This is a genomic window from Pseudomonas sp. 2,4-D, assembly GCF_030418155.1.
GTDB lineage: Bacteria > Pseudomonadota > Gammaproteobacteria > Pseudomonadales > Pseudomonadaceae > Aquipseudomonas > Aquipseudomonas alloputida.
Window position 1 is genome coordinate 41828 of record NZ_JAUHUI010000018.1, and the last position, 26981, is coordinate 68808.

A 26981-nucleotide genomic window follows, 5' to 3' on the forward strand; every position below is an offset into this window, starting at 1 on the left:
GCCTGTCCAGCGACCACGGCAGTTGCTTCGCGTTATACTTCGCGCCTTTTGCCCGTGCCGGAATCCGCCCATGCGCCAGGTTTTGCTCATCGTCGATGTTCAGTCCACCTTCAGCCCGCCCGAGTGGCTGGTCGATGGTTTGCGGCGGTTGTCAGCGAACATTCCCACCATAGCCTCGGTCGAGTTGCACGATGAACAGGTCACGCCGTTCGAGCGCCAGCTCGGCTGGCACCCGGCGGCCGAGGACGAGAGCCTGGTCGAGGCCGACCAGGTGTTCGTCAAGCATGGCTATGGGCAAAGTGCCGAAGCTATCGACTACATCCGGCAACTGGGTGTAGAGCGGGTGCTTGTGTGTGGGCTACAGACCGAAACCTGCGTGCTGGCCGCCGGCTTTGCCCTGTTCGATGCAGGGCTGATGCCCACGCTGGTGACAGACATGACAATAGGGTCGTCGCTGGACCGCTCGGGCAAGCTGGGGACCGACCTGTGGAAGCACCACTTCCGCCAGGTCACCACCTCGGCCGAGGTGCTGGCTGAACTGGCCGGACGCGCGTAGTGCATGCGCTGGCGGGGCATCTTCGTTCAGGCAGAGGTGACGCGTTCAGCTGGATCGGCTCCACGGGCCTGATGCTGCTTGCGCCTGCGGGTAAACAGCAGACGCAACAGGGTGTTCCAGCAATAGCTCACCAGTACCCCTCCAGCGAGTGCCAGGGCCACCTCGAACAGCGGGTGCCCGAAAACATGCTCCGCCACCGACTCGAACTGGAAATGCGTCAAGTAGATATACAAGGTTGACGAAGCGATCACCGCACCTGCCCGTGCAACCAGGGCGGGTACTGGCACCGAGCGGAACCAGACAAGCGCCAGTATCGCTGGCAGGGCGATGTCGACATAGCGTGTGAGCGCTTGCCAGCCAACACCGGCAACCGCCATCAGGTCCAGCTCGCCAACCACCAGCACGGCCACCGCACTGGCCACCCATTTGCGTGAGGTCGTGTCGGCATGGTGCACGGCCATGCCCAGCACCATCACCGCCAGGAAGTGCTGGGGTACCCGATTGAGCAGGGCACTGGCGTCGAATACGAACTGGTTGAGGAACACATCCAGCGCCACCAGTGCACAGGCAGCGATGATCAGCCAGCGAAACGGGTCGGCAACCAGCACCTGACGCACGCGCCTGATCGACAGCACCAGGCCAATGATCACGATCATCTGCACCAACACTTCGATGTACCAATAGTTGAACAGGCTGACCTCGCTGGCGGGGAACCAGTTGGAAACCAGCAGCAGCGATTGCCAGTGCAGCCGGGCGAATACCAGCTGGATCAATGCGCTGTACAACAGGGTTGGCACCACGATGGCTGTCAGTGGCCTGAGCAGCGTGCGTGCATCGCCACGCGCTTCGATGGCCTTGAGCTGAAAGCGCGCCAGGGCGATGCCGGAGACCAGGAACAGCACCGAGGTTTCGCCGAGTATCGGCCAGTGGTCGAAATCACCCAGGTGGCCGACCACAATCAGGATGATGGCGAGCATGCGGATGAACACCGGCATTTCCATTACCCGCCACGCGCCTTTGGGCGGCGCACTCAGCTCGGCCAGCTGGCACACCGGCAGGGTTTCCCAACGTTCAGGCAGGTGACCGATGAGTGCTTCGAGCACACGCGACGCCTGCACGAACGACAGCGAGTCGCCGCCCAGTTCGACAAAGCTCAATCTGGCGTCCAGGCGCGGTACCTGGAGGATGCGGGCCCAGGCTGTACTCAGCTTTTCGGCCAAGGGTGACAACGGTGGGTTGATACTGTCGTCAAATGCCGCAGGCAGCGCGCGTTTGTCGACCTTGCCGTTGGGGGTGAGCGGCAGGGCATCAAGGAACACGAACAGCGCCGGAACCATGTAGTCAGGCAGCTGGCCGCTAAGGGCCTGGCGCAGTTCGTCAGCACGGATGTCCTGCTGCGCGACGCAATAGGCCACCAGACGGGTCGATGCACTGTCGTGGTTGGCCAGGACCACGCATTGCCCTATTTGCGGGAGACGGCAGATGGCGTTCTCGATTTCCGCCAGCTCGATGCGATGCCCCCGGATTTTCACCTGGCTGTCAGCGCGCCCCAGAAAACGGGCGCTGCCATCGGCCAGATAGGTGCCCAGGTCACCCGTGCGGTAACAGCGGTCGGCCGCGTCAGCGGTGAACGGGTTGGCGATGAATTTGGCTTCGGTCAGCCCCGGGTCGTCCCAGTATCCCCGCGACAGGTAGGGGCTGCGGATCAGGATCTCGCCTGTCTCGCCCTCGCTGACCAGCTGGTTGGCCGGGTTGACCACCAGCAACTGTGCATCGGCAATGCCTTTTCCCAAGGGCACCCGGGCATTGTCCATTTCCGGGTCGAGGGTATGGAAAGCCATGGCCTGTGGGGTTTCGGTGGTGCCGTAGAAGTTCACATTGACGGCATTCGGTGCGATGGCGCGGACCTGCTGGTACTGCGTCGGGCTGAGTGCATCGCCACCCCAGAACAGGTAGCGCAGTTGGGCGAGAACCTGGCCGTTCAGGTGTGCGCCAGTTTCGATCAGCTTGCCCAGCGGCGGGGTGAGGTGGATCACGCTCACACCGTGCTGGTGAAGCCAGCCGGCCAGCCGTGAGGGGGCGGTCAGGGTCGACTGGGCCGGGCAGGCAATGGTCGCGCCAAGCGACAGTGGCGTGAACACGTCGCGGTATACCGGGTCGTGGCCCAGGCCAGAAAGCAGCGAGAAGGTGTCGGCCTCGGTAAAACCGTGCTGGCGCACATGCCAGTCGATGAAGTGCACCAACGGTGCGTGGTGGGTGACGATGACCACACGATCGGTGCCGCTGGCGGCGTTTTTAACCAGAAACGCGGCAATGCCCGCGCTGATCTGCTCCAGTTGGGAGTAGCTGCAGGTTGTGTGCTGGCTAATGATGGCAATGGCCGCCGGGCAGCGGCTGGCCTGCTGGATGAAAGCGTCGTGGATGGGCTGTTCGGCACGGTATTCCAGGCACAGCGTCGGGGTCGGGCGCAGGTCTGGCATGATGATCGAGTGCTCCGCAGGAACGTTGGGCTGGCTGGTGGCACAACGCTAGTGCAGGCTGGCTGATGGCGCCAATGTATGATCGCTGCCTTGCGATAGCCGGAGAGCTCCACCGCAGCAAGCCAGCCCCCACAAAACACTGCTAAACCGACGGGTTAGCGGTTGTTCCAGGGGAGCCGCCTTGCGCTGCGACATGGATCGTCACAGGCCTGGTTTTCAGGCCACATCCACGAGCACGATCTCGCTGTCCTCGATGGCGGTCACCCGCAGCACCGCTTCCTGCTCGATCGCCACGCCATCGCGCGCCTTGGCCCGCAATCCGTTGATCTCCACCAGCCCCTTGGCCGGCACCAGGTAACCCCGGCGTTCGGCATCGAAGTGGTACTCGGCGGTTTCACCGGCTCGCAGGGTGGCAGCCACCAGGCGGGCATCGGTACGGATCTGCAGGCTGTCCTCGTCACCCGCGCGGCCGCTGGCCAAGGTCACGAAGCCCTCACCGCGCTCGCCTTTGGGGAACGGCCGGCTACCCCACTGCGGTGCTTCACCGGTGCGCTCCGGCACGATCCAGATCTGGAAAATTCGTGTATCGATGTCTTCCAGGTTGTACTCGCTGTGCACAATGCCGGTACCGGCGCTCATTACCTGAACATCACCGGCTTCGGTACGGCCCTTGTTGCCCAGGCTGTCCTGGTGGCTGATCGCGCCTTCACGCACATAAGTGATGATTTCCATGTCGCGGTGCGGGTGCGGCGGGAAGCCGCTGCCGGCCGCGATCAGGTCGTCGTTCCAAACCCGCAGGTTACCCCAGTGCATGCGTGCCGGGTCGTAGTACTCGGCAAACGAGAAATGGTGGTGGGCATCGAGCCAGCCATGGTTGGCGTGGCCGAGGCTTTCGAAGGGTCGCAGTTGCAGCATGGTCGTGCTCCTTGAATCAGTGGAATGACGCCATGATGCGCTAAAGAAACATCGAAAATAAGCGTAAATATCGGCTTAAAACAATCTGTTTTATAGATGCTTTTTCGGCGGCGTTTTATTTGCTTCATCGCCTAATCCACTGATCTGCAAGCATTCGCTGGCGATTTTTCGTCGATGCGGCGAACATGCCTGCTGTTTTGATTTACAACGGAGTGACCGTGGCCCACGAGCAACCCTTGGCCCCCGCCGACCTTACCCCTCCTGCCCAGTTGCCCTGGTTTCGCCGCCTGGCCGCCCGCTTGCTGGGGCGTGGCCTGACCCGGCTGCAAGCGCAGCACCGCGACTCGTGGTTCCTCGGCCACGCCACAGGCCAGCGCACTGGCCATGCCGATGGCGTGCGTGAAGGGTTCGAGCGTGGTCGGGTGGAGGGCTATGAAGCGGGGCGCCAGGTGCTGGTGATCCGCGATACGCGCCCCGACAGCGCCGCCGTGCCAGGCCAGGATGACAACTTGTTCGACGACTGGCGCCTGCCGTTGACGGCCGAGTTGAAGAAGCGCTTCAAGGCCGATGTCGCCCAGCGCCTGCCCGCCGAAGCCCAGCCCAGCGCCGCGCAATGGAAGCTGATCTTCAGTGACACCCCGTCTACCTGCGTGGTGGCAGGCGCCGGGGCAGGCAAGTCCACGTCGCTGGTGCTGCGCATCCTGCTGCTGCGTCATTACCTGGGTTACGAGCTGGATGCGATGACCGTGGTCACCTTCACCCGCGAATCGCGCAAGGACTTCATCAAGCGCCTGCTGCAGGTGTTCGCCCTGTGGCAGATCAACCTGCAGCCTGTGCAGGCCCGCGAGCTGGTGCGCACGTTCCATTCGCGCATCCTGCCGCTGGTGCGCAGCCTGCCGGGCTTCGGCCAGGTGCGTGCATTTGAAACACTGGGCCACGAGATGCCTGCGGGGCGTGAGGCCGAGGCCGACAGCAACCCGTTCGACCTGCGGCTGAACGATGCCCAGCGCCAGCAGCTGAACCAGTGCTACAGCAGCTTGCTGGACGAGAGCCCGCGTTTTGCCGAGCTGGTCGGCCAGTTGCGCAGCGAAGCCTTGCAACTGAAACCGCTGGACCCGAACAACCCCGATGTGCAGAAGCGCGCACAGGTGACCCAATTGGCCGCCCAGCGCGACGAAGAACTGTGTGACGTGATTGAGGACCTGTGGTTCGCCGCTGGCGTCTGGCCGATCAAGGGCATCGAGCCCTGTCGCGAAACGGTCGACATCCGTGGCAGCCGCTTCCATGTGCATGGCCGCCTGGAAGGCCAGGGGCCTTTGGTGGTGCTGGGCTTCGACCCCGCACAAAGCGCGCAGTACCAGCGCCCCGGCGCCAAGCTGACCGTGCGTGCCGAGTGGGCGGTCAAGCGCACGCTGCTGCAGGCGTTCTGCGACAGGCCGCTGATCTGGCTCGACAACTACGCCATGGCCAGGCGCCTGGCGGCATCGTTGGCGGGCGATGCCGTGGCAGGGCCTGGCTTCGAGTACAAGGTCAAGGGCGAACTGGCCCCGGCACCGCTGCTGGATGCGTTCGTCAGTGCGGCCAATTTCATCGAAAACCTTGGGTTGGAGGTGAACAATGCGGTGGCGGCGATGAGCTTCCCGTCCGGCGATAGCGATGCACTGTTCTTCGAGGCCCTGGCGCTTTACTGGAAGGCCCTGGAAGCGCACCTGCTGGACCAGTCGCCGCCGGTGATGAGCTACAACCGCATGTTCGCCCTGTTTGGCGAGAACAACCCGGAAAACCTGCACCTGCTGCCCGATCCGTTGCTGCGGCCGCTGGCGCACCTGCTGATCGACGAGTTTCAGGACGTGTCGCCGCAGATCGTCAGCTGGTTGCGTGCCAGCCTCGCTGAAATACGGCGCCGCGGCCCGGCCATGCACACCGGGCGCCATGCCCAGCATTCGTCGTTGCTGTGCGTGGGTGACGACTGGCAATCGATCTACGGCTGGCGTGGCAGTTCGCCCAGGTATTTCATGGAGTTCACCAAGGCGTTCCCGTCGCCGGCCAACACGCGGGTGATGCTGGTCGACAACTACCGCTGCCAGCAACAGGTGATCGATGCGGCCGAGCACCTGGTCAAGGGCACCCCGGCGATTGCCGGCAAGAAAGCCCGCGCCAGTGGCCCGGCGGCCGAGTTGCCCGGCTCGCCGGTCAAGGTGTTCGACCGTGACGAGGCTGCGTTGGGCGAAACGCTTGTCGAGCACTACCAGCGGGGTGAGACGGTCATGATGCTGTACCGCAAGGGCAGTGACCGGGCCTTGATGAACGAGCACCTGCAAAGCGTGCTGCACGCCGAGGCGGCGCTACCGGCCGAACAGCGCCGGCTGCGCCAGCTGACCTATCACAGTGCCAAGGGTTTGCAGGCCGATGCGGTATTCATGCTGGGTGACTGCCAGTACCTGACCAGCTCACCCTACAAGAACCAGGTATACCGCCAGGCCGGGCTGGGCAAGGCAGGTGATGCCCAACCGTTCGATACGGCACAGAAGGAAGAAGTACAGCGCTTGGCCTACGTGGCGGTGACCCGGGCAGTACAGCACTGCTATTGGCACGTGGAGGCCGCCAATGGTGACGCCGCAGCGGCCCCACGGGCGTCCAGCCAGGTGGACGGCAAGCAGGCCTTCTTCGAAGACCTGCGCGGGCAGTGAGTGGGGTTCAGCGGCCGATTGTTTGCGTCTGGCGGGTGAGGCTGATCAGCAGACCGGTTTCAACCTGCTGCTGCTCGGCAGTCAGCGCGTCCACGCCCTGGCGATACTGCTGCTCGTTGAGCACGACGCGCCGCAGCTTGCCCTCAGCATCCACCGGGCTTTCAGGCATGACCCTGGCCAAGGCTCGTCGCACAGAGCTGTCCAGGGATGTCACCGGGTCGGCGGTTTCATCCAGGCAGTAATAGAGGTAGTCAAGGCCTGGCCGCCAGAAGTCGGTGATCAGGCTGAACTGTGCCGCATGCTCTCGTTTCAAGTACTCGACCCAGCCCGGCTGCTGGGTCAACCATTGCTCCCGAGCGATGGCATCCCTGTCCAGGGAAAGGACCTCAGCTTTCACCATTTCGATGATTGTGTCGTTGATTCTGGCCGTATTGCGGTACAGCATGCCTCGGCTCGGCTCAGGGTAGTCCAGCGCGCTGGCCAACGACTGGCGCAGGGCCAAACGTACCTCGACATCGTCCACCAGCCCCGTTTGAAGTTCGCTGTCTGGAAAGGCTGAGGGGTCGTCCAGCTCATCGTAGGGGGGGAGGTTTTCATCGAAGGCCCCGTCGAGCAGCGCCTGTTTGCGCAAGGACCTTCTCCAGCTGATGCGATCGGCCAGTTGATTGACCTGGCTGCGTCGATACAACTTGCCATACAGGCTCAGTAGATCAGCGGGTCGACTACCGGCGACGGCTGCCGCTTCGTGGGCCAGCACTTCTATCTCCAAGGCACTGAACGCATCAGCACCTGCGTCGCCACAGGTTGGCGGGAAATCGCCGGCCACGGTGGCGAGGCGCTCACGCAGCACGGTGTCGTGGGCTGCGTCATCCAGCAGCTTCCAGACGCGCGCCCTCAGGGCCTCGCCATCACGCTGCGCTTCTGCCGACTGGGCAAGACGTTCGAGTACGCCCAGCAGCGCTGCGTTTTCACCTTGGTCGAACAGGTCGCTCCACAGCTGCTCCTCGGCATTGCTCGCCTCGCCACGGAAAACGCCTTGCCACAGTGGCACGTCTTCTGCGTGTTCGAAGACGTTGACGCCGCTGCTGCCCAGGCGTGCACGTGTCTGGGCTTCCAGGGTGTTGTAGTTGAACAGCCAACGGCGCTCCGGCAAGTGCGCGGCGACATCGCGGGCAAAAGGGGTACGCAGCACACCAGGCAAGTCTGGCAGGGTACGAATGCGGTTGGACGAAAGGTTCAGATAGCGCAGTTGGTACTGGGGCTGGCTCATCAGGACGGTCAGGCTGTCGGGCCACTGCTGCAGTTCGCAACGCTCAAGCTCCAGGTGGACAAGACGGGCCATGAAGCGCAGGTCGGGTGCCAGTTGCAGTGGGTTGCCTGATAAGTGCAGTAGTACGGGGTGGATCATGTCCTGAAACTGGGCGGCAAGGCTTTCGTCGAGGGTGATTTGATTGTGGGCCAGGCCGAGGGCATCCAGGGGCAAGCGCGTCAGGAAGCCCAAACTGGTGGTGTCGAGTTGCAGCCGGTTGCGGCTGAGCCACAGGAGTCGCAAGCCGGGCATTGCTCCGATGGCCTGTTGGGCGGTGGGTGAAAGGGTGGTCAGGCCATTGTCTGTCAGGCCCAGCTCGCGTAGCCGCGGTGCCGACCTGAGCGCCTCGAACAATGTTTCGGCATCGATGTCCGGGTTGCCGACGATTTCCAGGGTTTCCAGGTTAGGGAAGTTCGTCAGGAAGCTGCCCTCCAGGCGCCGCATCTTTAACCCCTCGAGCCTGAGATTGCGGATATGCGGCATGCGTGCAGTGAAAGCGGGTAGCGCTTCGAGCTGCATACGGTCCAGTACCAGTGTTTCGGCTTGCGCGCCGCCTTCACGGCGGGAAGCACTCATCAGTCGCTCGGTGCATTGCTGGCGATCAAAGCGCTCTTCAAGGGTGCGGGCGGTGCTTACCCAGCGGTTGAGATCTCGGTTGAGGGTACGCTGCTCGACCTCCAGCTGGTTGATCGCGCTACCCAGGTCGCCTCCTCGAGCCAGTTCGGCTTGTAGCCCACTGATTTGCTCGCTGCTGAGTTCGGGGTAGAGCGCCCGGAGTCGACGTGCAGCCGGCAAGGCTCGTCCCTGCAGGCCACGGCCGCTCAGGGGATAGCCCAGCTGGCCGTTGGCCAATCGCAAAGGGGAGCGGAACCTGGGGTTGATGGGTTGCTGGCCGAGCAGTGAGGCGCAGTGCTGGCGATCACCAAGGGCGAGTTGCAGTAACCGGGCCGGGTCAGCCTGCGGGTGCGCGGCTTGCAGCGCCTGCTTGATGCGTAGACTGTCGTCGTTGGCCAGGCTGGGCCTGAACAGGCCGAGGAGGGCACGATCAAGCCGCGCTCGAGCTTGCAGAAGGCGTGCTTCCTCGGCAACGCGAAGCGGCACCCGGCCGTTGGTCAGGCGTTCCCGTTCGGCGTTGCTGAGGTTGGCAAGCAATTCTTCAAGCGCGCTGTCCGGCAGCCCGGGAAACTGCCGGGCGAGGGTTTGTGCAGTGGGTGTGTGTGTGGGACGGCGTCTTTGTTGCAGGCTCTCGAACAGCGCCTCGCGATGCTGTTCCAGGTGTTGCGCGAGCTTGTTGTTCAGTGCGGACGATCGGTGCTCAGTGGGTGTATCACCGAGCAACTGCTCAATGGCTTCTTCATCCATCTGATCCAGCACGGTCTGGCTCAACTGGCCATTGTCCAGGTCGGTACGGGTAATTTCGATTTCTGTCTGGCCCAGCGTGTGAGGGGGGCCGTAGCGCACCGATTCGCCCCAGGGTTCTGGCCCTTGGTAAACCTTCAGCACGCGTCCCTCGGGCCACCCCGGCAGGCGCAGCAACTCAGGCAAGGCAAAGTTCTTGTACGCAGCCAGCGGCAACCCATGGCGTACGCAGTTGATGATCTGTTGTGTCTGATTGTCCAGCTGCAGCCGCTGCAGCGTGTCGAGCAACAAAGCGGGTGGACGCAGGCCCGCTGCCTGGGCACGGCGCAGCACGTCTGGATCGGTACCGGTAGTGCGCATGGCATGGTCCAGTTCGCTGTCGTCCAGGCCTGCGCTATGGCTGCCGAGGCGGCGCGCGAGCTGTTCACGGTCCCATTCCAGAGGCTGCTCATGGGCCAGTTGCCAGCGGGCGTTACCATGATGCAGCAAGCGTGGGGCATAGGCCTGCGCATCCTCGGGGTGGCGCACGCGCCATTGCTGATCAGCGCCCTGAAACACCTCGTACAGGGTCCCATCCAGCTTCAGGTAGGTCTTTCCGTCGACGTGCACATGGCCGAGCAAATCGGGTTGAGCCCCCTCAGGAATAGCCGCCGTGCTCGCATAGGTTTTCATGTCAGGGTGCCAAAGCACTTCCTTGTCTTCATGCCATACACTTTTCAGTGCATCGACAAAGCCAGACGCCTGGACGATCCTGGTGCCCACTGCAAAGCCGGCAATCACGCCCGCGTTGATGGCCAATGATTCCAGCTGCGCCAGTGCCTGCCGGGTATCACCTTCTTCCCAGGCTTCGAACCCGGTGAAAACAGAGCTCATCAGGTCGTAAGCAAAAACGCCTAGCATGACCGTGTTCAACCCCGGCACGAAGAACGCGGCGACATTCAGCACGTTCATCCCCAGGTCGAACCAGTACTTCAGACGCTCGTTGCGGGCGTTGGCGTCGACTTCGGCTGTAGGGACTGCAATGGTTTTTGCGTCGGCCTTCATGCGCGCAAGGTGTGCGTTGTACAAGTTCGTCCAAGGGTCGGTTCGGATCGGCGAGAGCGTGAAAGGGATCACTGGCATGATTCGGGGTTTGCGTATGCCCGCTTCATCCTCTTCGAACAGCGCGATTTGCAGCTTTACGGCAAGTTCTTTTTGCCGGTCCTTGTAGGCGAAATGCACCAAGGTTCGGCGAAACTCGCTTTGCAGTAACCGGCTGCGCAGGTGCTTGCCCGCTTCCTGACGAGAAGCGAACTCCCTTACCGGGTGCTCGCTGTCGCCAGGGACATACACAATGCAGGGGTTCGTGCGGTAAGGGTTGTCTGGCCCGATGAACAGTATTTCGTGGACGGGGATATCGAACAAGTTGAAGTGCCAGCAATGCAACGCCTCGTTTTCATAGGTGGGGTGAGGCTTGCCGTCGCACAGTTGCCCAAGCGCATCGAGCCCGGCCTCGCTCAGCAGGCCTTTGAGCTTGGCGATCAATGCATGGACCCTCAAGGCCTCACGGTTCGCTGCAATCGACAGGCGCTGGATTTCAGCGCGATTGGCGCCTTCATGGGTTGCAAGCAGATGGTCTTGATAACGTTTGCCAAGGTCCAGCGCCCGACAATGCCCGACGAAGTCCGCCATCGTCAGGCCTGCCAGGGGCGTGTCGCTGCCTGGGGCGTTGGTGAGCCTGCTGTAGGGGCCGACTTCGTCCAGCCCCTCGAAGTTGTGCAGGGCAGCCTCCAGCAAGCTGCGTGTTTGCGGTTGGCCGACCGGGCGAGTAGCCAGCACATCCGCTTCCACGTCCGGGACCAAAGGCGTTTCCACATCGGGAACGCCGACCCAGATGTTGGCCTCTGACTCAAAGGGCTGGAACACATACTGCGCCCTGTCTACAGGCACATTCAGCTTCAACCGCTCGGTCAACAGCGGGCCGCAGAACGCGATGATGTCCTTGAACTCGCCTAGCGCCTTTTTGACTTGCGCCAGACGTTTGTTACGGGTTTGCAACGCGTTGTGCAGCTGCTCACGCATTGGCTCATCGGCAGTGGCATACCACGCGTAAGGGCTGCCATCTTCATCGAGATACTCCTTGTACAGGCTCTGCACCACTTTGCGTGTATGCGAGGGTTGGAGCGCCTTGCTCCATTTCAGTAACGATCGGGTTATCTGGCTTTGATGCAACGGTGTCGGGGTTGTCATGGTCACCATCTCTTTTGTGGGGGGAGATAGTCCACGCTGATCAAGGCGACGGGGTGCGGTAGATAGTTGTTGGCCGCGGTCGGTCCTGCGCATGCGCGGGTCGGTGGGGGGCTGGCAGCGAGGGTGGATCTGCGAGAGGGTGAGGCAGGTCATGGTGCAGGCTTCAGCCAAGGAGAATTGCAATGCGTTCGCTGTGCAGTCCGAAAGACCACCTGCTAGACCTCGATGGCGTTGAAATAGCGGTTCGCACCTGGGGGGCAGAAGACGGTATTCCCATATTGGCCTTGCATGGCTGGCTGGATAACGCTGCCTCGTTCGAGCGCCTGGCACCGATGCTGGACGGCTGCTTCGTGGTGGCCCCCGACCTGATTGGCCATGGCCGTTCTGGGCATCGTCGCCACGACAGCGGCTATTACCTGTGGGAGCATGCCGAAGACATGCTGGCGGTGACCGACAGCCTGGGCCTGGCGCAATTTCATGTGCTGGCCCATGGGATGGGTACCGGTATAGCGTCGCTGCTGGCGGCCATGACCAGTGGCATTGCCAGCATGACCTTCCTCGACGGAATGGGGGCACCGTTCACGGTGGCCGAGGATGACCGCGTGCAGCACCTGGCGCGGGCCTACCGGCTCAAGCGCATGGTACAGCGTAGCCAGTTGCCGGGTTTTGCCGAGCCGGATGTTGGTCGCTTCGACGACCTGGACACCGCCCTGGCGCAACGCCGCGAGCGGCTGGACACCGAACTGTCGGAAGGTGCCGCTCGGCTGCTGGCGCTGCGCGACCTGCTACAGCTGGACGATGGCTATTGCTGGCGCCACGACCCGCGGCTGGTCTTGCCCGAACCCATGCCACTGACCGAGCGCGAAGCCTGCGACCTGCTCAGCCAGATCCGCTGCCCGTTGTACCTGCTGTTCGGCCGCCAGGGGGCCTTCACCGGCGAGGCCTTTACCCGGCGTCAGGCCGCCTTGCCCAGCCAGGCGAAAGTCTCCTGGCACCCAGGCGGGCACCACTTCCACCTGGATGCGCCGGACCGGGCGCTGGTCGACCAGCTGCTGCGTATCCTGACGCGCCATGAAGGTGGCGTACTGCAACGCTTGGTGAACGAGTAGCTGATTCTGGTCACGCCGGGTGAACCTGGGCTATGGTGGCGAACGTATTCGCAAACACGCCACAGGGAGCCCGGCATGCGGCCTTTCACCATCAAGCACATCGATCACCTTGTGTTGCGGGTCAGCGACCTGCCGCACAGTGTTGCCTTTTACACCGAGCTGCTCGGCTGCACCGTCAGCCGCGTGCGCGAAGACTTGGGCATGGTGCACCTGGCCACGGGCACGGCGATGATCGACCTGGTGACCCTGGATGGCCCGCTGGGGCAGCCAGGCGGAGCTGCCCCGGGCGTGGAAGGGCGCAACCTGCACCATTTCTGCCTGCGCATCGAGCCGTTCGACGAGGCCGCGTTGACGGCCTATCTGGAAGCCGCCGGGGTAAAGGTGGAGCCTGCAGAGAAGCGGTATGGTGCCGAAGGCGAGGGGCTTTCGCTGTACTGCTACGACCCGGATGGTAATCAGGTCGAGTTGAAGGGGCCGGTAGTGCCTGGTGGGTGAAACACCCAACAAAATCGTCAGTCAGCCCGCTATCGCCCAGCACCCCGGAGCTGGGTGTTGTCCAGGCCGCCCTCTCGTGCAGGGCCAGGCGGGTGGATATCCAGCCAATCCCCATTATGCTTCATAAACCTTGCTGCGATCCGAGGCGGCCCGCCTCGTCGTGCTTCGCGCAACCAAAGCAAGCGCCAGGGCCTGGGTGCGACGGTGAAGTGAGTGTGAGGTGCTCCGGCCTGCATGACAACATGACGGAGGCAACCCATGGCGGTTCTCGACAGCGCATCCACGGGCAGCAGCGCGCCCCAACGCGGTATCACCAAGGAGGAGCGCAAGGTCATCTTCGCCTCGTCCCTGGGCACGGTATTCGAGTGGTACGACTTCTACCTGTACGGCTCACTCGCCGCGATTATCGCCAGGCACTTCTTTGCTGGCGTCAATGAAACCACCTCGTTCATCTTTGCCTTGCTGGCCTTTGCCGCCGGCTTTGCCGTCCGACCGTTCGGCGCCATCGTGTTCGGCCGTCTGGGCGACATGATCGGGCGCAAGTACACCTTCCTCATCACCATTGTCATCATGGGCCTGTCCACCGCAGTGGTGGGCCTGCTACCGGGCTACGCCACGATCGGTGTGGCCGCGCCGATCATCCTGATCACCCTGCGCTTGCTGCAGGGGCTGGCGCTGGGCGGTGAGTACGGCGGCGCGGCCACCTACGTGGCCGAGCATGCGCCCAAGGGCCGACGCGGCTTTTTCACTGCCTGGATCCAGACGACCGCCACCCTGGGGTTGTTCCTGTCGCTGCTGGTGATCATGGCCTGTCGCACGGCCATGGGGACGGAAGCGTTCGAGGCCTGGGGCTGGCGGATACCGTTCCTGCTGTCGATTCTGCTGCTGGCGATTTCGGTGTACATCCGCCTGCAGCTGAACGAGTCGCCGGTGTTCATGAAGATGAAGGCCGAGGGCAAGGCATCCAAGGCGCCACTGACCGAATCGTTCGCCCGCTGGGACAACCTCAAGGTGGTGATCATGTCGCTGCTCGGCGGCACTGCCGGCCAGGCCGTGGTGTGGTATACCGGACAGTTCTACGCGTTGTTCTTCCTGTTGCAGACGCTCAAGATCGAGCCGCAGACCGCCAACCTGCTGATTGCCGGTTCACTGTTGATCGGCACACCATTCTTCATTTTCTTCGGCAGCCTGTCCGACCGGATTGGCCGCAAGAAGATCATCATGGCCGGCTGCATCATCGCCGCGCTGACTTACTTCCCGATCTTCAAGGCACTGACCGAGTACGGCAACCCGGATGTATTCGTTGCCCAAGAGCAGAACCCGGTGGTGGTGGTGGCCGACCCGGGCCAATGTGCATTCCAGTTCGACCCGGTGGGCAAGGCCAAATTCACCAGCTCCTGCGACATTGCCAAGAGCCTGCTGGCCAAGCGCGCCATCCCGTATACCAATGAAGCGGCGGAGCCCGGCAGCGTGGCACAGATCCGCATTGGCGAACGGGTATTGCCGAGCTTTGATGGCAGCAGCCTGACCGCGGCAGACTTCAAGGTGCAAAGCGAAGCGTTTACCGCAACCCTGAGTGGTGCATTGAAAGAGGCGGGCTACCCGGAAAAGGCCGACCCGGCGAAAATCCACTACCCGATGGTGCTGTTGCTGCTGACCATTCTGGTGATCTACGTGACCATGGTCTACGGGCCGATTGCCGCCTGGCTGGTGGAGCTGTTCCCGGCGCGCATCCGCTACACCTCGATGTCGCTGCCTTATCACATCGGGAATGGCTGGTTCGGCGGCTTCCTGCCGACCGTGGCGTTTGCCATGGTGGCAGCGACCGGGGATATCTATTACGGCTTGTGGTACCCGATCGTGATTGCCGTGATGACGGCGGTGCTGGGGATCTTCTTCCTGCCGGAGACCAAGGATCGGGATATCAATCACACCTGAAGGTCGAGTTTGCCTGTGCTGGCCCTTTCGCGGGCAAGCCCGCTCCTACAGGTACTGCTGTAGGAGCGGGTTCACCCGCGAAAGGGCCAGCACAGGCCTCGAACGCTGTGTAGGAGCGGGCTTGCCCGCGAAGAGGCCGGCACAGGCGATCAATCAGTCGAAGTAGCCACGAAGCCCGAATGCATACCCGGTATCCACAGCTGTCGCCTCACCCCGGCTCCAGCGCTTCTTCAGCACGAACTCGAACGCTGGCTCGTACAACCCGTCGCGCACCAGCGCCCCCGCCAGCACCTCCACGTCGTACCAGCCATTGTCCAGCTCGATGATCGGCCGCCCTGGCAGCTGGTAACGCGCCATCAGGTCACCCAGGGTCTTGGGCGTGAAGTGCTGCAGGATGCGCCAGGTGTACAGCATCAGCGCACCGTGCTCGATCCGCAGTACATAGCCATTGCGCCGGTGCTTCAGGCGGCTGCCGGCCTCGCGCAGGGCCGGTGTGTGGTTATCGAGGGTGAAGAGGATGCGGTAGGGCAGGTTGTCGACACCGGCCAGCGGCAGCACGATGCCTTCGCGCACAGCCTGGTCGCCGCTGTCGCCGTGGGTGAACGCATGGGCCAGGTCGTCGGGCAGTTGCTGGTCTTGCTTGTAGCGTTCGAGCAACTGGATATCGCCAAGCAGAAAGTAGTCGACCAGGTCGTTGAGCACTTCGCTGAATTCGTGGCGCATCTGTTTTCCTTGTGGGTGCGCATTGGGGAAAGGGCAACCGGCTAGTGCTTCTGGGCAATCTGGATCAGGTTGCCGCACGTGTCATCGAACACCGCCACGGTAACCGGCCCCATTGGGGTTGGTGGCCGGATGAACTGCACACCGGCTGCACATAGCCGGGTGTATTCGGCCTGGATGTCACGCACGCCGAACGAGGTGGCGGGGATGCCATCCTGCTTGAGCGCGGCCTTGTACACCTTGGCCGCCGGGTGCGCGTCGGGTTCCAGCAGCAGTTCGACGCCATTGGGGTCGTTGGGCGAAGTCAGGGTCAACCAGCGGTGCCGGCCCATGGGGATGTCGTGCCTGGGCTCGAAACCGAGTACGTAGTGGTAGAAAGCCAGGGCCTTGGCCTGGTCGTCGACGAGGATGCTGGTGACCACGATCTTCATAAGCACACACCGTTTACCTGGGGCCGATGACTATCAGTAAAGACGTTCGGGCGTTTTTGACCAGTGGTTGCTGTGCCACGGGGCCCCGTTCCAGGCGCAAGCGTGGTGCGGCTTCGGTTTGCGCAATGGCCTGTGAGCTGAGGTACTGGCAGACCCTACGAAAAACCTGTTCAAGGCATAGGTAAATCCTTCAGCGCTCAGCGCCCGCAGAGCGGCAGCCAAGGGTAAAGTGTGAGGCATGATCCCAGCCTGCCAAGACCCGCGTCAGAGAGGTACCCTGTGGCTGCCTATACCTTGCGACAACTGAAGTACTTCGTCACCACCGTGGAAGCGGGCAGTGTGGCCGAAGCGTCACGCCAGCTGTACATCGCCCAGCCGTCCATCTCCACGGCCATCAAGAGCCTGGAGGAAAGTTTCGGTGTGCAGCTGTTCATCCGCCACCACGCCCAGGGTGTGTCATTGACGCCCAGCGGCAAACGCTTCTACGCCAAGACCAAGTCGCTGCTGCAGATGGCCCATGAGTTCGAACAGAACGCCCTGGCCGACAACGATACCGTCGCCGGGCAAATCGACATTGGCTGTTTCGAAACCGTGGCGCCACTGTACCTGCCGCGCCTGATCGCCGGCTTTCGCCAGCGTTACCCGGGTGTGGACATTCGCCTGCGCGACGGTGAACAGCAGGACCTGATCCAGGGCCTGACCGCTGGAACATTCGACCTGGCATTTCTCTATGACCACGACCTGGATGGCACCATCGAGGCCGAGCCGCTGATGCCGCCGCAGAAGCCCTATGTGCTGCTACCCGAGAACCACCGCTTTGCCAGCCAGGCCCAGGTCTCGCTGCGCGACCTGTGCCCCGAGCCGATGATCCTGCTGGACGTGGCCCCTAGCCGTACCTACTTCGTCAGCTTGTTCAACGAGATGGGCCTGGCACCGAACATCGTCTTCAGTTCGCCGTCGATCGAGATGGTGCGCGGCATGGTCGGTCAGGGTTTCGGTTTTTCGTTGCTGGTAACCCGTCCGCATTCGGAATACACCTATGACGGCCAGCGCCTGGCAATGCTCGACATTGCCGAGCCGGTGGCGCTGTCGGGGCTGGCTGCGGCGTGGTTGAAGCGAGTCCAGCTGACCAAACCGGCGCAGTTGTTCGTGGAGTTTTGTCGGGAAGAGCTGGCGAAGTTCCTGAACTGAGCACGCCATGCCACCCCGGCAGGAGGCGCATGGCGTGGCGATTGCTCAGGGGTTGACCTGGTAGCCGCGCCCTTGCAGGCAACCGCTGTAGGCACTGGCATGGGCTTGGGTTTTGGCCTCGTCCTGGCCGCGCCGGTCCTGGCGCCGGTCCTGACGCTGGCGCATGCCACCGACCGCGGCCCCGGCGGCGGCCACTTCGCCAGCACGGTTCTGCCGGTATTGCTGCTTGGCATCGTCACCCACCCGGTCATACAACTCGTCATGCTGGTTGCCGCGCACCTGCGCACCTACAGCACCGGCGGCGGCACCCGCAGCTGCACCGCGAACCCGGCCACCGACATGGGGGTCGCTGGACGTCGCTGTGCCGTTTGCGGCATTGGTGGCGACGGTATTGCAATCGTTGATATCCAGTTGCATCTGCTGGCTGCTCTGGCCCTTGAGCGGCACCACCGACTGCGCCTGGGCGGCCGATGCTGCGCAAAGCAGCATCAACAGGTAACTCCACGTGAACGTACGCATGGCACACCTCCACCGGGCGGAAAGCCCGCCTCACAGGATAGTTCGCCTTTGAGGTCGTGATGGAAGTTTTGCCCAGATGGTCTACACCGGATATCAGACGCTGTTCCGATTAGCCTCTTGGCCTGATCCAAGGCTACCTGCGGGCAAACCATGAGCCAGCCGCAAGATCTGATCATCTGCGAGTATTGCGACACGGTGTACCACCGTGCACCGTTGCTCAAACATCAACGTGCCCTTTGCCAGCGCTGTGGCGGCGTGCTGTACCGGCACAGGTCACTGACCATCGAGCAGCGGCTGGCACTGAGTGTGACTGGCGGTGTCCTGCTGGTGTTCGCCAACTATTACCCGGTGATGACCATCGGCATGCAGGGGCTGACCCACTCGGCCACATTGTGGGACGCCGTGCAGATCCTCAGTCACGGCAGTATCACTTTCATCGCCCTGGTCATGGCGCTGTCGATCATTTTTGCGCCGCTGCTGCAAATTGCCCTGTTGTGCTGGGTGTTGGGCTTTGCCCTCGCCGGCCAGCGTGCCCCCGGCTTTGCCCTGTGCATGCGTGGCCTGGAAAGCCTGCGGCCCTGGAGCATGCTGGAGGTGTGTCTGCTGGGGGCGATGGTGGCGGTGATCAAGCTGGCGGGGCTGCTCGATGTGATCCCCGGTATCGGCCTGCTGGCCCTGGCCGCACTGAGCATGTTGATCATCCACATTGCCGGCAAGGACATCCGCGACTTGTGGGAACAGGTATGACTGTCCCGGTCAATGCGCACGACCTTGGCTTGTGTCTGTGCCATGGCTGTGGCCAGGCATGCGACACGCGCAGTGGCGCGCACACCTGCAACCGTTGCGGCGCCGTCATTCACCGACGCAAGGCCAATTCCATCAGCCGTGGCTGGGCGTTTCTGCTGGCAGCCCTGATTTTCTACATCCCCGCCAACCTGCTGCCTGTGATGCACACCGAAATGCTCGGCAGTGGTACAGAAAGCACCATTGGCGGTGGCGTGCTGGAGTTCTGGGAAGCCGGGGCCTGGGACATCGCGCTGATCATTTTCATTGCCAGCGTGGGTGTGCCCGCCATCAAGTTCTTGTCCCTTGGCCTGCTGCTGTTCACTGCCCAGCGTGGTTCTTCCTGGGCCTGCCGGCAGCGTTCGCAGTTGTACCGCTTCGTCGAGCTGATCGGCTATTGGTCCATGCTCGATGTGATGGTAGTGGCGCTGGTGGCTGCGCTGGTGCAACTGCGCGGGCTGGGCACCATCGAGCCGCGCGTGGGCATTCTGTTTTTTGGCATGGTGGTAGTGCTGACCATGTTCTCTGCGATGAGCTTTGATCCACGCCTGATCTGGGATAGCCATGCCAACGAGGGGAGGTCGCATTGATGGGGCAACAGACTGACAAGCGCGAGGGCCCTGGGCAGGTTGAAGTGCGCACCCGACGTTGGAGTGTGTCGCTGGTATGGATCGTGCCGATCCTGGCGATCCTCATCGGCGCTTCGCTGGTGGTGCGCAACTGGATGCAGCAAGGGCCGGTGATTACCATTTCTTTCCACAGCGGGGAGGGACTGGTGGCGCACAAGACCCAGGTAAAATACCGCAGTGTGGTGATTGGCGAAGTGACCACGGTGGACTTGGCCGACGACAAGAAGAGCGTGGTGGCCAAGGTTCAGCTCTCCAACGATGCCCGTTCATTTGCTACCCGGGGGGCGCGCTTCTGGGTGGTGCGACCGCGCATCGGCGTGGGCGGGGTTTCCGGGGTGGACACGTTGCTTTCGGGCAGCTTCATCGGGGCTGATTCCGGCGAGTCGAAGGTGCCGGAAAAGTCCTTTGTCGGCCTGGAGCTGCCACCGCCGATCACCTATGACGAAAAGGGCAAGCGCTTTGTTCTTGTCGCCAGCGACCTGGGCTCGCTGGATATCGGCTCTTCGATCTACTACCGCAAGATCCCGGTGGGCGAAGTGGTGTCCTTTGCCCTTCAGGGCGATGGCAAGGGGGTAGAGATTGGCGTGTTCGTGCAGGCGCCCTACGACACCTTCGTCACTGCTGACACGCGCTTCTGGAATGCCAGTGGCATTGACATGCAGATCGGTGCCAATGGCCTGAAGGTCGATACCGAATCGCTGTCGTCGATTCTGGTGGGCGGGCTGGCCTTCGGCTCGCCCGATTTCGCCGCGCAAGCCGAGCCTGCTGCCGACCAGGCCCGCTTCCAGCTATTCGCCGACCGCGACATGGCGCTGTCGCCTCCGCATGGCCAGGCGCAGTACCTGCAGTTGCGCTTCGACCAGGCCATGCGTGGCCTGTCGGTGGGCGCGCCCGTGGAGTTCAAGGGGGTGGAGTTTGGCCGGGTCACCTCGATCCAGCTCGATTACGATGCTACGCGGCAGACCTTCCCGGTAGTGGTCGATGCGGTGATCTACCCGCAGCGGCTAGGGCCGGTGCACCGCAAGATGCTGGCGGTGTTCAAGCACACCGAGGGCGATATGGAAGGGGCGCGGAAACTGATTGGCACCTTTGTCGAACATGGGCTGCGGGCCCAGGCGCGTAGCGGCAACCTGATCACCGGGCAGATGTTCATTTCGCTGGACTTTTACCCGGATGCCCCCAAGGTGACCTTCGACATGGCTGCCAACCCCATCATGATCCCGACGCTGCCCGGCAGCCTTGAGCAGTTGCAGGAACAGCTGCAGCGGGTGGTGGAGCGCATTGCCAAGCTGCCGCTGGAGAGCATCGCCGGTAACCTGGACGGCAGCCTGCGTGAACTGCGCGCCAGCCTCAAGCAGTTCAATGGCCAGACGCTGCCGGAGGTGAAAGTGGCGCTGGACGAGGTGCACAAGACCCTGCGCACGGCCAACTCGGCCATTTCCGAAGATTCGCCGCAGCGCGAGCGAATGGGTGAAACGCTGGACGAGCTGGAGCGCATGTCACGTTCGCTACGTGACCTTGCCGATTACCTGGGCCGCCACCCCGAGTCGCTGATTCGTGGCCGGCCGAAAGCGGCCGGGTCCGCAGACCTTGAACCCTGAGGAGACAGCCGATGCAACGACTGCGCAATGCATGTGTGGCCAGCCTGCTGGTGTGGCTCGGGGGCTGCAGCAGTACGCCGAACAACTACCACACGTTGGTACCGAGCGACCCGGTACGTGACAGCGGCCAACGCATCCAGGTGGTCAGGGTGGCTGTGCCGCCCCAGGTCGACCGCCCACAGTTGGTGGTGCGGCAAGGGCAGAGCGGCCTGGCCATTCTGGAGACGGAGTGGTGGGGCGCCAACCTGGTGGATGAATTCCGCAGCGCCCTGCAGGACCAGTTGGGCGGCCCGGCAGGCGGCGGCAAGGCGTCACTGCGAGTGGATGTACAACGCTTCGACACGGTACCAGGGCGCTACGCCTCGCTGGAGGCCGTGTGGCGCCTGAAGCAGCAAGGGCAGGCCGAGCTGACCTGCCGTACGTCAGTACAGACTGCCGCAGACAACAGCATCACCAGCCTGGTGAACGCGCACCAGGCCAACCTGCGCAAGTTGGCCGAGGCGGTGCGGGGGAGTGCCCGGCAGGGTAGCTGCCCTGCATGAACCTTGGCCTCATTACTGCCGGGTGCTGGCTGTTTCCCGTACCCCGTCGGCCTTGTCCAGCGGCAGGTGGTCGAACTCGCGCAAGCCATCCTTGCGGTACGGGTCGCCGATCCAGCGTGGTGCTACCACGAACGCTGGGCTCACCAGGCTCTTGGCCGGTTCATAGCGGTCATAGCTCAACCCGGCCAGGTCTGACAGGGTATGGATCAGGTGCGAACTGCTGTAGGGGCGATCGGCCATTGCCTGCAAGTCACGCGGGTGCTCGGCCTGCCAGCTAGGCGAGGTCCACAGCAGGAACGGGATGGTGTACATCGGCCGGGTCGGTGCGCCTTCGTTGCGCCCCAAGCGGTCGTGGTCACCGGAGCTGTACACGTCTTCACCATGATCGGACAGGTACATCAGGAACCCGTTGGGGTTGCCTGCCGCGTAACGCTTGATCAGGCTCGACACCACATAGTCGTTATAGCGCACCGCGTTGTCATAGAAGTTGTAGGTTTCTACCTGGTCCGCCGTCAGCTTGGCTGGCACACCTTGCTTGTCGTTGAAGTGCGCATAGTCGTCCGGGTAGCGGTAGCGGTAGTCCATGTGTGTGCCCAGCAGGTGCACGATGATGAACTTGTTGGGCGCAGGGTCTTGCAGGGCTTTCTCGAACGGTGCCAGCACCACGTCATCGTACTGGCGGGCATTCTGGTTGCGCTGGTTGTTCAGGTACACCGGCGCGTCTGTTTGCTGCGAGAAGGTGGTGAGCATGGTGTTGCGCTTGGTCAAGGTCTGCTGGTTGGTGATCCAGAAGGTCTTGTAGCCTGCCTGTTTCAGCAGGTTGATCAGCGACGGGTCGGTGAGGAAGCGGTCCGGGTTCTGTTCGTCGCCGAACGTGAGGATCTGCTGCATCACTTCGATGGTGTACGGGCGCGGTGATACCACGTCGCGGAACACGGTCAGGCCCTTGTCGCTGGCGGCTAGCGCGTCGAGGTTGGGCGTGGTGTCGCGGTCATAGCCATACAGGTGCATGTGCTCTCGGGTAGTCGACTCGCCGAGCACCAATACCAGGGTGCGTGGCGCAGTACCACTGCTGTCTCGCAGGTTTTGCAGCGGTGGCAGTGCGGCATTCTGGGCCAGCAGTTTCTGCATGTTGTCCAGTTGCTGGCGGTACTGTCGGTAGCCCACCAGCAACTGCCAGGGTACGGCCGGTTCCATTCGCTGCTGCACTTTTTCGAGCGCATCGGCGAAGTTGCGCTCCTGGGTCACCATCTGCTTGTAGAACGGCACGACCAGGTTGGCCACCAGCAATAGCACGACCACTGGCAGGCGGCTGCGCAGTGGCAGGCTGACCGGGCGCACGCGCCGCCACAGCAGTACCGCAACCAGCGTGTACAGCACCAGTGCCAGGCCCAGCCCCACGCTGAAGTATTGGCTGAAGTACTCACCAGCCTCGGCGGTGTTGGACTCGAACATCACAAAGATGACGCTTTGTGAAAACTCCTGGCGATAGATGCCGAAGTAGCTCAGGCCCACCAGCGATGCAGCCCATAGCACCAGACCGATGATTGCCGTGGTGGCGCGGGTGAAGCGCGGCAGCAACAGGACGGGCGCCAGCCACAGGCTGCTGAGGAACAGTGCATCGCGAAAACCGGCGAAGCCGGTCGTCCCGCTGAACAGCAGCAACGCTTGGGTTACACCGGAGAAATACCAGAAGAACAGCAAGAGCCAGCCGAGGCCGGCCCAGTCCACGCGCTTGTGCGCGGCCGGTGATGTAGTGTGTGACACGTATGCCTCGTCGTACCTTGGCGGCCAGCGGTTGTGCGCGTGGCCGGAAAGGGCGTGACGCTAATCTGCGGACTGTGAAAATAACGTCAACGCGTTGAATCCTGTGACCTGCATGGCCGTAGCAGGCATAAGCTGGGCCGTTCACCGCGTTTTCCCCTGGCCGCCGGGGTATGATGGCGGCAGCGAAAACGTACTGACAGGCCCCGTAGACCATGAACCGTCGTAAGAAGATCAAGCAGCTATTGCAGGCGCATGCCAAAAAGGCCAGTGCCAAGCTGGCGCCACGCAAGCCCAAGTACATCTGCAAGGCGGACCGCTTGAAGATGGAGGCAGAGGCGGTGGGCGAGGCTTCCCAGCTGGCCGACTGACACCGCCCCTACACCGATCGCACGGGCTTCAACGGCGGTAGTAATGATGCGCGTCATGATGACGCTGGCGCATGGCGCGCTCATGGCGGCGCTCCCAATCACGGCGCCGTTCCCAGTCGCGCCGCCGTTCCCAGTCCCGACGGGCTTGTTCACGCCGCCACTGTTCGCGGCGCCAGTCGCTTCGGTGGTCGTGCCAGCGATCGTCATCATGCGCCAGGAGCGTGGCCGGCTGTTCAACGGCCACGCTGGTCACGCTCGACCAAGGGTTGCCGGCTGGCTTTAACGGTGACTGGACAGCCGGTGAAACCGGTTCGGCGGCTTTCATTTGCGTTGCCGATGCCGTGCCCACCGCCGCGAGCGAGAACACGCCGAGCAGCACCAACCTTGCGACATGTATTTTCATGAGCGTAGCCAACCTCTGATAACGAATGAGCCATCTGGCCAGCAGGTGTGGGGCGAACCTTGTCTCGCGTTCCGCTACCTTTCTGTGCCTCACACATAGACAGGGAATCAAGAAAAAGTTCGCTACAGCAACAACTTGTAGAAAATCGCTGTGGCGGTTGGTGATGTGCAGCACTCGCTAAAGCTGCCATTGCGCTTGGTCAACTGCCTGCAAATACCTCACGCAGATGCCCCCGATAACTGTCGAACGCTGCAATCGCCCCCGTTACCACCTCTGCTTCCTCCTGCTCCCCCAGCACCAGGCTGTCCAGCCGGGCAACAAATTCGCGCCAATGCAGCGCTCGGCCATCCGGGTGAGGGGCCAGGTGGCGGGCCCCCTTGTCACCCTCCAGCCCAAGACGTTGCGTGTGCTTGTAGAGAAACGCCGCCCCCAGGTTCGAACCTTCACTGCAATACAGCCATCCCAAGGCCTGGGCCGAGCTGACACGGACCGGTTGGGTGGGCGTTGGCAGCGGCAGGCCGAGGTCGCGCAGGTCTGCCTCGACCGCCGTGAAACGTGACAGCGCCGCCAACCCCGGCAGTTGCTGGTTGAGCTGTTCATCCTGATACAACGTCAGCAGGCTGCCATGAAAACGGTGCTGCACCTGCAGGAAGCGACCATATCGCTCGCGGTTCTCGAAAGGCCGCGCTGCCATTACCAGTTGATCGACGCTGTCATGATCCCTGCTGCTGGCCGCCTTCAGGCGTTTGCAGCGGCTGGGTTCGGTGAAGGGAAAAGTTACAGCGGTCATCGGCGTATCCGTGGCAATAGAGCAAGGCCCCCATGATGCTTGCCATCCTTGGCAGGCAGCAAGCGTCACACACTCGACCTGACCGAGTTCGCAATGATGGAGTGCAAGGTCGATGCTCATTTATCATGGCGGCTGCTTTTACCATTGCCAAGGATACCTGCCATGAGCGCGTTTCAGTTCCGCACCCCCGTTCCCGCCGATGCCGAGCGTTGCTACGCCATCGAAATTGGCGCCTATGAAGGGGATGAGGCGGCCACGCTGGAGAAAATCCGCACGCGCATCACGCAATACCCACAAGGCTTCCTGGTGCTGGAAAGTGACGGCGAGATCGTGGGTTTCATCAACAGTGGCTGCGCCCACGAGGTCGTGATGTCCGACGAGGCCTTCAAAGAGCTGGTCGGCCATGACCCGGCGGCAGCGAACGTGGTGATCATGTCGGTGGTTGTAGACCCGGCCCACCAAGGCAAAGGCTACGCCAAAGTGTTGATGAACGAATTCATCGGACGCATGCGTGCGGCGGGCAAGCAGACCATTCACCTGATGTGCAAGGAGCAGCATGTGGCCCTGTACCAGAAGCTGGGCTACCGATACGTGAAACCGTCGCCGTCGGACCACGGCGGTATGGCCTGGCATGAGATGGTCATGGACCTTTGAGTGGACATGACATCGTAGTGCGCGCTATCCGCAGCTTTTCTACATGGCAGCGCAGCCCAGAGGGCTGCGCATGACCTTCATTCAACCCGGCGATGCCGAGCTGATTCCAGGCCTCAAGTGCCACTGACCAGCTGATGGGCCAGCTGGTTGTGGCGTTCCAGTACACGCGGCAAGTCGACGGTGGCCAGCTGGCCGTCTTTCACCACGACGCGGCCGTTGATCACGCTGGTATGCACCTGGGTCGGGGTGCAGAACACCAGTGCCGCCAATGGGTCATGGTGGCCGCCGGCATACGCCACATGGCCCAGGTCGAAGGCGACGAAATCGGCGACCATGCCCGGGGCCAGGGCACCGATATCATTGCGGTTGAGCACCTTCGCGCCACCCAGGGTGGCAATCTCCAGTGCTTCGCGTGCGGTCATCGCGTCAGGGCCGAAGCCCACCCGTTGCAGCAACAGCGCCTGGCGCACTTCACCGATCATGCTGGCGCCGTCGTTGGAGGCAGAGCCATCGACCCCCAGGCCTACCGGTACGCCGTGGTCGCGCATCTTGCGTACCGGGGCGATGCCTGAGGCCAGCCGCATGTTCGAGCATGGACAGTGGGCGACGCCGGTGCCGGTGCGGGCGAACAGCTCGATGCCGTGCTGGTCGAGCTGCACGCAGTGGGCATGCCATACATCATGGCCGACCCAGCCAAGGTCTTCGGCGTACTCGGCAGGGGTCATGCCGAACTTCTCGCGGCTGTAGGCGATGTCGTTGACGTTCTCGGCCAGGTGGGTGTGCAGCGACACCCCATACTGGCGCGCCAGCACGGCAGCTTCGCGCATCAGGTCGCGGCTGACCGAGAACGGCGAGCATGGCGCGACCACGATGCGGCGCATCGAGCCGTGGCTGGCATCGTGGTAGTCCTCGATCAGGCGTTGCGATTCCTTGAGGATGTCGGCTTCCTTTTCCACCACCGCGTCAGGTGGCAGGCCGCCTTGGCTCTGGCCCACGCTCATGCTGCCGCGCGCGGCGTGGAAGCGCATGCCGATCTCGGCAGCGGCGTGGATGCTGTCGTCGAGCTTGCAGCCGTTGGGGTAGATATACAGGTGATCGCTGGAGGTGGTGCAGCCGGACAGGATCAGCTCGGCCATGGCGGTCTGGGTCGACACCGCGATCATCTCGGGGGTCAGGCGCGCCCAGATCGGGTACAGGTTGGTCAACCAGTTGAACAGCTCGCCATCCTGAGCTGCCGGTACCACGCGGGTGAGGCTCTGGTACATGTGGTGGTGGGTATTGACCAAGCCTGGGATGACCACCTTGCCGGCCATGTCCAGAATCACGTCGGCGTGCTGCGGGAGGGTATCGCTGGGGCCGACTTGCTTGATCAGGTTGCCTTCGATGAACAGGCCGCCGTTCTTGATTTCGCGGCGTTCGCCATCCATGGTGACCAGCAGTGCGGCGTTTTTGACGAGGAGCGTTTTTGCAGGGTTTGTAGATGACATGGTGCAAGCCTGCGCA

At 62.6% G+C, this 26981-nt stretch carries 22 protein-coding genes; 12 read left to right on the forward strand and 10 right to left on the reverse strand.

From position 1 onward, the window contains the following. Positions 1 to 70 precede the first annotated feature (70 nt). Positions 71 to 556, forward strand: a complete 486-nt coding sequence (locus tag QYE47_RS14825) for an isochorismatase family protein (RefSeq protein WP_003250798.1) — start codon at positions 71 to 73, stop codon at positions 554 to 556. Positions 557 to 582: 26 nt separating this feature from the next. On the opposite strand, the gene QYE47_RS14830 is transcribed toward QYE47_RS14825, so the two are convergent. Continuing rightward, a complete protein-coding gene (locus tag QYE47_RS14830) occupies positions 583 to 3036 on the reverse strand; it encodes an AMP-binding protein (RefSeq protein ID WP_070383998.1) in 2454 nt (817 codons plus the stop codon). 216 nt (positions 3037 to 3252) lie between these two features. After that, entirely contained in the window at positions 3253 to 3951 is a 699-nt protein-coding gene (locus QYE47_RS14835) for a pirin family protein (RefSeq protein WP_014591479.1), read from the reverse strand. A 185-nt stretch (positions 3952 to 4136) separates the two neighbouring features. Here QYE47_RS14835 and QYE47_RS14840 point away from each other — a divergent pair, with 185 nt between their 5' ends. Continuing rightward, positions 4137 to 6641, forward strand: coding sequence for a UvrD-helicase domain-containing protein (locus QYE47_RS14840; RefSeq protein ID WP_019438981.1), 2505 nt, complete (start codon positions 4137 to 4139; stop codon positions 6639 to 6641). Positions 6642 to 6648: 7 nt separating this feature from the next. Here the strand turns inward: QYE47_RS14840 and QYE47_RS14845 are convergent, their stop codons facing one another. Next, entirely contained in the window at positions 6649 to 11538 is a 4890-nt protein-coding gene (locus tag QYE47_RS14845; RefSeq protein ID WP_335726711.1) for an NEL-type E3 ubiquitin ligase domain-containing protein, read from the reverse strand. A gap of 182 nt (positions 11539 to 11720) precedes the next feature. On the opposite strand from QYE47_RS14845, the gene QYE47_RS14850 reads away from it, so the two are divergent. The 3 genes from QYE47_RS14850 to QYE47_RS14860 all read left to right on the forward strand — a co-directional run bounded on the left by QYE47_RS14850 (position 11721) and on the right by QYE47_RS14860 (position 15080). Continuing rightward, positions 11721 to 12647: an alpha/beta fold hydrolase gene (locus QYE47_RS14850; RefSeq protein WP_003250808.1), complete on the forward strand. Its 927-nt coding sequence runs from the start codon at positions 11721 to 11723 to the stop codon at positions 12645 to 12647. 75 nt (positions 12648 to 12722) lie between these two features. Further along, positions 12723 to 13142 (forward strand): VOC family protein, encoded by a 420-nt coding sequence (locus QYE47_RS14855; RefSeq protein ID WP_070383996.1) that lies wholly within the window; start codon positions 12723 to 12725, stop codon positions 13140 to 13142. 258 nt (positions 13143 to 13400) lie between these two features. Then, positions 13401 to 15080, forward strand: a complete 1680-nt coding sequence (locus QYE47_RS14860) for an MFS transporter (protein ID WP_014591476.1) — start codon at positions 13401 to 13403, stop codon at positions 15078 to 15080. Between the two features lie 153 nt (positions 15081 to 15233). Here QYE47_RS14860 and QYE47_RS14865 read toward each other — a convergent pair whose 3' ends face one another. Together QYE47_RS14865 and QYE47_RS14870 are read right to left on the reverse strand one after the other, a co-directional pair. Then, positions 15234 to 15803: a hypothetical protein gene (locus QYE47_RS14865; protein ID WP_014591475.1), complete on the reverse strand. Its 570-nt coding sequence runs from the start codon at positions 15801 to 15803 to the stop codon at positions 15234 to 15236. A gap of 41 nt (positions 15804 to 15844) precedes the next feature. Beyond that, on the reverse strand, positions 15845 to 16231 hold the full coding sequence (locus QYE47_RS14870) for a VOC family protein (protein ID WP_003250815.1): 387 nt from the start codon (positions 16229 to 16231) through the stop codon (positions 15845 to 15847). Positions 16232 to 16510: 279 nt separating this feature from the next. On the opposite strand from QYE47_RS14870, the gene QYE47_RS14875 reads away from it, so the two are divergent. Further along, a complete protein-coding gene (locus QYE47_RS14875; protein ID WP_014591474.1) occupies positions 16511 to 17422 on the forward strand; it encodes a LysR family transcriptional regulator in 912 nt (303 codons plus the stop codon). Positions 17423 to 17467: 45 nt separating this feature from the next. Here the strand turns inward: QYE47_RS14875 and QYE47_RS14880 are convergent, their stop codons facing one another. After that, the gene (locus tag QYE47_RS14880; protein ID WP_014591473.1) at positions 17468 to 17941 is read right to left on the reverse strand and encodes a YMGG-like glycine zipper-containing protein; all 474 of its coding nucleotides are present in this window, start codon (positions 17939 to 17941) and stop codon (positions 17468 to 17470) included. A gap of 150 nt (positions 17942 to 18091) precedes the next feature. On the opposite strand from QYE47_RS14880, the gene QYE47_RS14885 reads away from it, so the two are divergent. Genes QYE47_RS14885 through QYE47_RS14900 form a run of 4 tightly spaced genes read left to right on the forward strand, consistent with a single transcriptional unit; the run spans position 18092 to position 21496 of the window. Next, on the forward strand, positions 18092 to 18688 hold the full coding sequence (locus tag QYE47_RS14885) for a paraquat-inducible protein A (RefSeq protein WP_014591472.1): 597 nt from the start codon (positions 18092 to 18094) through the stop codon (positions 18686 to 18688). Continuing rightward, positions 18685 to 19314: a paraquat-inducible protein A gene (locus QYE47_RS14890; RefSeq protein WP_014591471.1), complete on the forward strand. Its 630-nt coding sequence runs from the start codon at positions 18685 to 18687 to the stop codon at positions 19312 to 19314. Before QYE47_RS14885 ends, QYE47_RS14890 begins: the two co-directional genes overlap by 4 nt. Continuing rightward, the gene (locus QYE47_RS14895; protein WP_014591470.1) at positions 19314 to 20954 is read left to right on the forward strand and encodes an MlaD family protein; all 1641 of its coding nucleotides are present in this window, start codon (positions 19314 to 19316) and stop codon (positions 20952 to 20954) included. Before QYE47_RS14890 ends, QYE47_RS14895 begins: the two co-directional genes overlap by 1 nt. A gap of 11 nt (positions 20955 to 20965) precedes the next feature. Next, positions 20966 to 21496: a membrane integrity-associated transporter subunit PqiC gene (locus QYE47_RS14900; RefSeq protein WP_070383995.1), complete on the forward strand. Its 531-nt coding sequence runs from the start codon at positions 20966 to 20968 to the stop codon at positions 21494 to 21496. A gap of 12 nt (positions 21497 to 21508) precedes the next feature. Here QYE47_RS14900 and QYE47_RS14905 read toward each other — a convergent pair whose 3' ends face one another. After that, positions 21509 to 23263 (reverse strand): phosphoethanolamine transferase CptA, encoded by a 1755-nt coding sequence (locus tag QYE47_RS14905; RefSeq protein WP_014591468.1) that lies wholly within the window; start codon positions 23261 to 23263, stop codon positions 21509 to 21511. 212 nt (positions 23264 to 23475) lie between these two features. On the opposite strand from QYE47_RS14905, the gene QYE47_RS14910 reads away from it, so the two are divergent. Continuing rightward, a complete protein-coding gene (locus QYE47_RS14910; protein WP_014591467.1) occupies positions 23476 to 23631 on the forward strand; it encodes a DUF2986 domain-containing protein in 156 nt (51 codons plus the stop codon). A gap of 28 nt (positions 23632 to 23659) precedes the next feature. Here the strand turns inward: QYE47_RS14910 and QYE47_RS14915 are convergent, their stop codons facing one another. Next, entirely contained in the window at positions 23660 to 24034 is a 375-nt protein-coding gene (locus QYE47_RS14915; RefSeq protein WP_014591466.1) for a hypothetical protein, read from the reverse strand. A 199-nt stretch (positions 24035 to 24233) separates the two neighbouring features. Then, the gene (locus tag QYE47_RS14920) at positions 24234 to 24824 is read right to left on the reverse strand and encodes a biliverdin-producing heme oxygenase (protein WP_014591465.1); all 591 of its coding nucleotides are present in this window, start codon (positions 24822 to 24824) and stop codon (positions 24234 to 24236) included. A gap of 162 nt (positions 24825 to 24986) precedes the next feature. Here QYE47_RS14920 and QYE47_RS14925 point away from each other — a divergent pair, with 162 nt between their 5' ends. Next, positions 24987 to 25478, forward strand: a complete 492-nt coding sequence (locus QYE47_RS14925; RefSeq protein WP_014591464.1) for a GNAT family N-acetyltransferase — start codon at positions 24987 to 24989, stop codon at positions 25476 to 25478. A 113-nt stretch (positions 25479 to 25591) separates the two neighbouring features. On the opposite strand, the gene QYE47_RS14930 is transcribed toward QYE47_RS14925, so the two are convergent. Beyond that, complete coding sequence (locus QYE47_RS14930) at positions 25592 to 26965, reverse strand: 8-oxoguanine deaminase (RefSeq protein WP_014591463.1); 1374 nt, start codon at positions 26963 to 26965, stop codon at positions 25592 to 25594. Between the last annotated feature and the right edge of the window lie 16 nt (positions 26966 to 26981).

What these genes read in the sequence shown, in the direction of transcription:
- QYE47_RS14920 (WP_014591465.1), bottom strand. Translation starts at nt 24,824, where the DNA reads ATGACCGCTGTAACTTTTCCCTTCACCGAACCCAGCCGCTGCAAACGC.
- QYE47_RS14895 (WP_014591470.1), top strand. Translation starts at nt 19,314, where the DNA reads ATGGGGCAACAGACTGACAAGCGCGAGGGCCCTGGGCAGGTTGAAGTG.
- QYE47_RS14890 (WP_014591471.1), top strand. Translation starts at nt 18,685, where the DNA reads ATGACTGTCCCGGTCAATGCGCACGACCTTGGCTTGTGTCTGTGCCAT.
- QYE47_RS14925 (WP_014591464.1), top strand. Translation starts at nt 24,987, where the DNA reads ATGAGCGCGTTTCAGTTCCGCACCCCCGTTCCCGCCGATGCCGAGCGT.
- QYE47_RS14825 (WP_003250798.1), top strand. Translation starts at nt 71, where the DNA reads ATGCGCCAGGTTTTGCTCATCGTCGATGTTCAGTCCACCTTCAGCCCG.
- QYE47_RS14880 (WP_014591473.1), bottom strand. Translation starts at nt 17,941, where the DNA reads ATGCGTACGTTCACGTGGAGTTACCTGTTGATGCTGCTTTGCGCAGCA.
- QYE47_RS14915 (WP_014591466.1), bottom strand. Translation starts at nt 24,034, where the DNA reads ATGAAAATACATGTCGCAAGGTTGGTGCTGCTCGGCGTGTTCTCGCTC.
- QYE47_RS14835 (WP_014591479.1), bottom strand. Translation starts at nt 3,951, where the DNA reads ATGCTGCAACTGCGACCCTTCGAAAGCCTCGGCCACGCCAACCATGGC.
- QYE47_RS14870 (WP_003250815.1), bottom strand. Translation starts at nt 16,231, where the DNA reads ATGAAGATCGTGGTCACCAGCATCCTCGTCGACGACCAGGCCAAGGCC.
- QYE47_RS14885 (WP_014591472.1), top strand. Translation starts at nt 18,092, where the DNA reads ATGAGCCAGCCGCAAGATCTGATCATCTGCGAGTATTGCGACACGGTG.
- QYE47_RS14900 (WP_070383995.1), top strand. Translation starts at nt 20,966, where the DNA reads ATGCAACGACTGCGCAATGCATGTGTGGCCAGCCTGCTGGTGTGGCTC.
- QYE47_RS14855 (WP_070383996.1), top strand. Translation starts at nt 12,723, where the DNA reads ATGCGGCCTTTCACCATCAAGCACATCGATCACCTTGTGTTGCGGGTC.
- QYE47_RS14865 (WP_014591475.1), bottom strand. Translation starts at nt 15,803, where the DNA reads ATGCGCCACGAATTCAGCGAAGTGCTCAACGACCTGGTCGACTACTTT.
- QYE47_RS14840 (WP_019438981.1), top strand. Translation starts at nt 4,137, where the DNA reads ATGCCTGCTGTTTTGATTTACAACGGAGTGACCGTGGCCCACGAGCAA.
- QYE47_RS14860 (WP_014591476.1), top strand. Translation starts at nt 13,401, where the DNA reads ATGGCGGTTCTCGACAGCGCATCCACGGGCAGCAGCGCGCCCCAACGC.
- QYE47_RS14910 (WP_014591467.1), top strand. Translation starts at nt 23,476, where the DNA reads ATGAACCGTCGTAAGAAGATCAAGCAGCTATTGCAGGCGCATGCCAAA.
- QYE47_RS14845 (WP_335726711.1), bottom strand. Translation starts at nt 11,538, where the DNA reads ATGACAACCCCGACACCGTTGCATCAAAGCCAGATAACCCGATCGTTA.
- QYE47_RS14830 (WP_070383998.1), bottom strand. Translation starts at nt 3,036, where the DNA reads ATGCCAGACCTGCGCCCGACCCCGACGCTGTGCCTGGAATACCGTGCC.
- QYE47_RS14930 (WP_014591463.1), bottom strand. Translation starts at nt 26,965, where the DNA reads ATGTCATCTACAAACCCTGCAAAAACGCTCCTCGTCAAAAACGCCGCA.
- QYE47_RS14850 (WP_003250808.1), top strand. Translation starts at nt 11,721, where the DNA reads ATGCGTTCGCTGTGCAGTCCGAAAGACCACCTGCTAGACCTCGATGGC.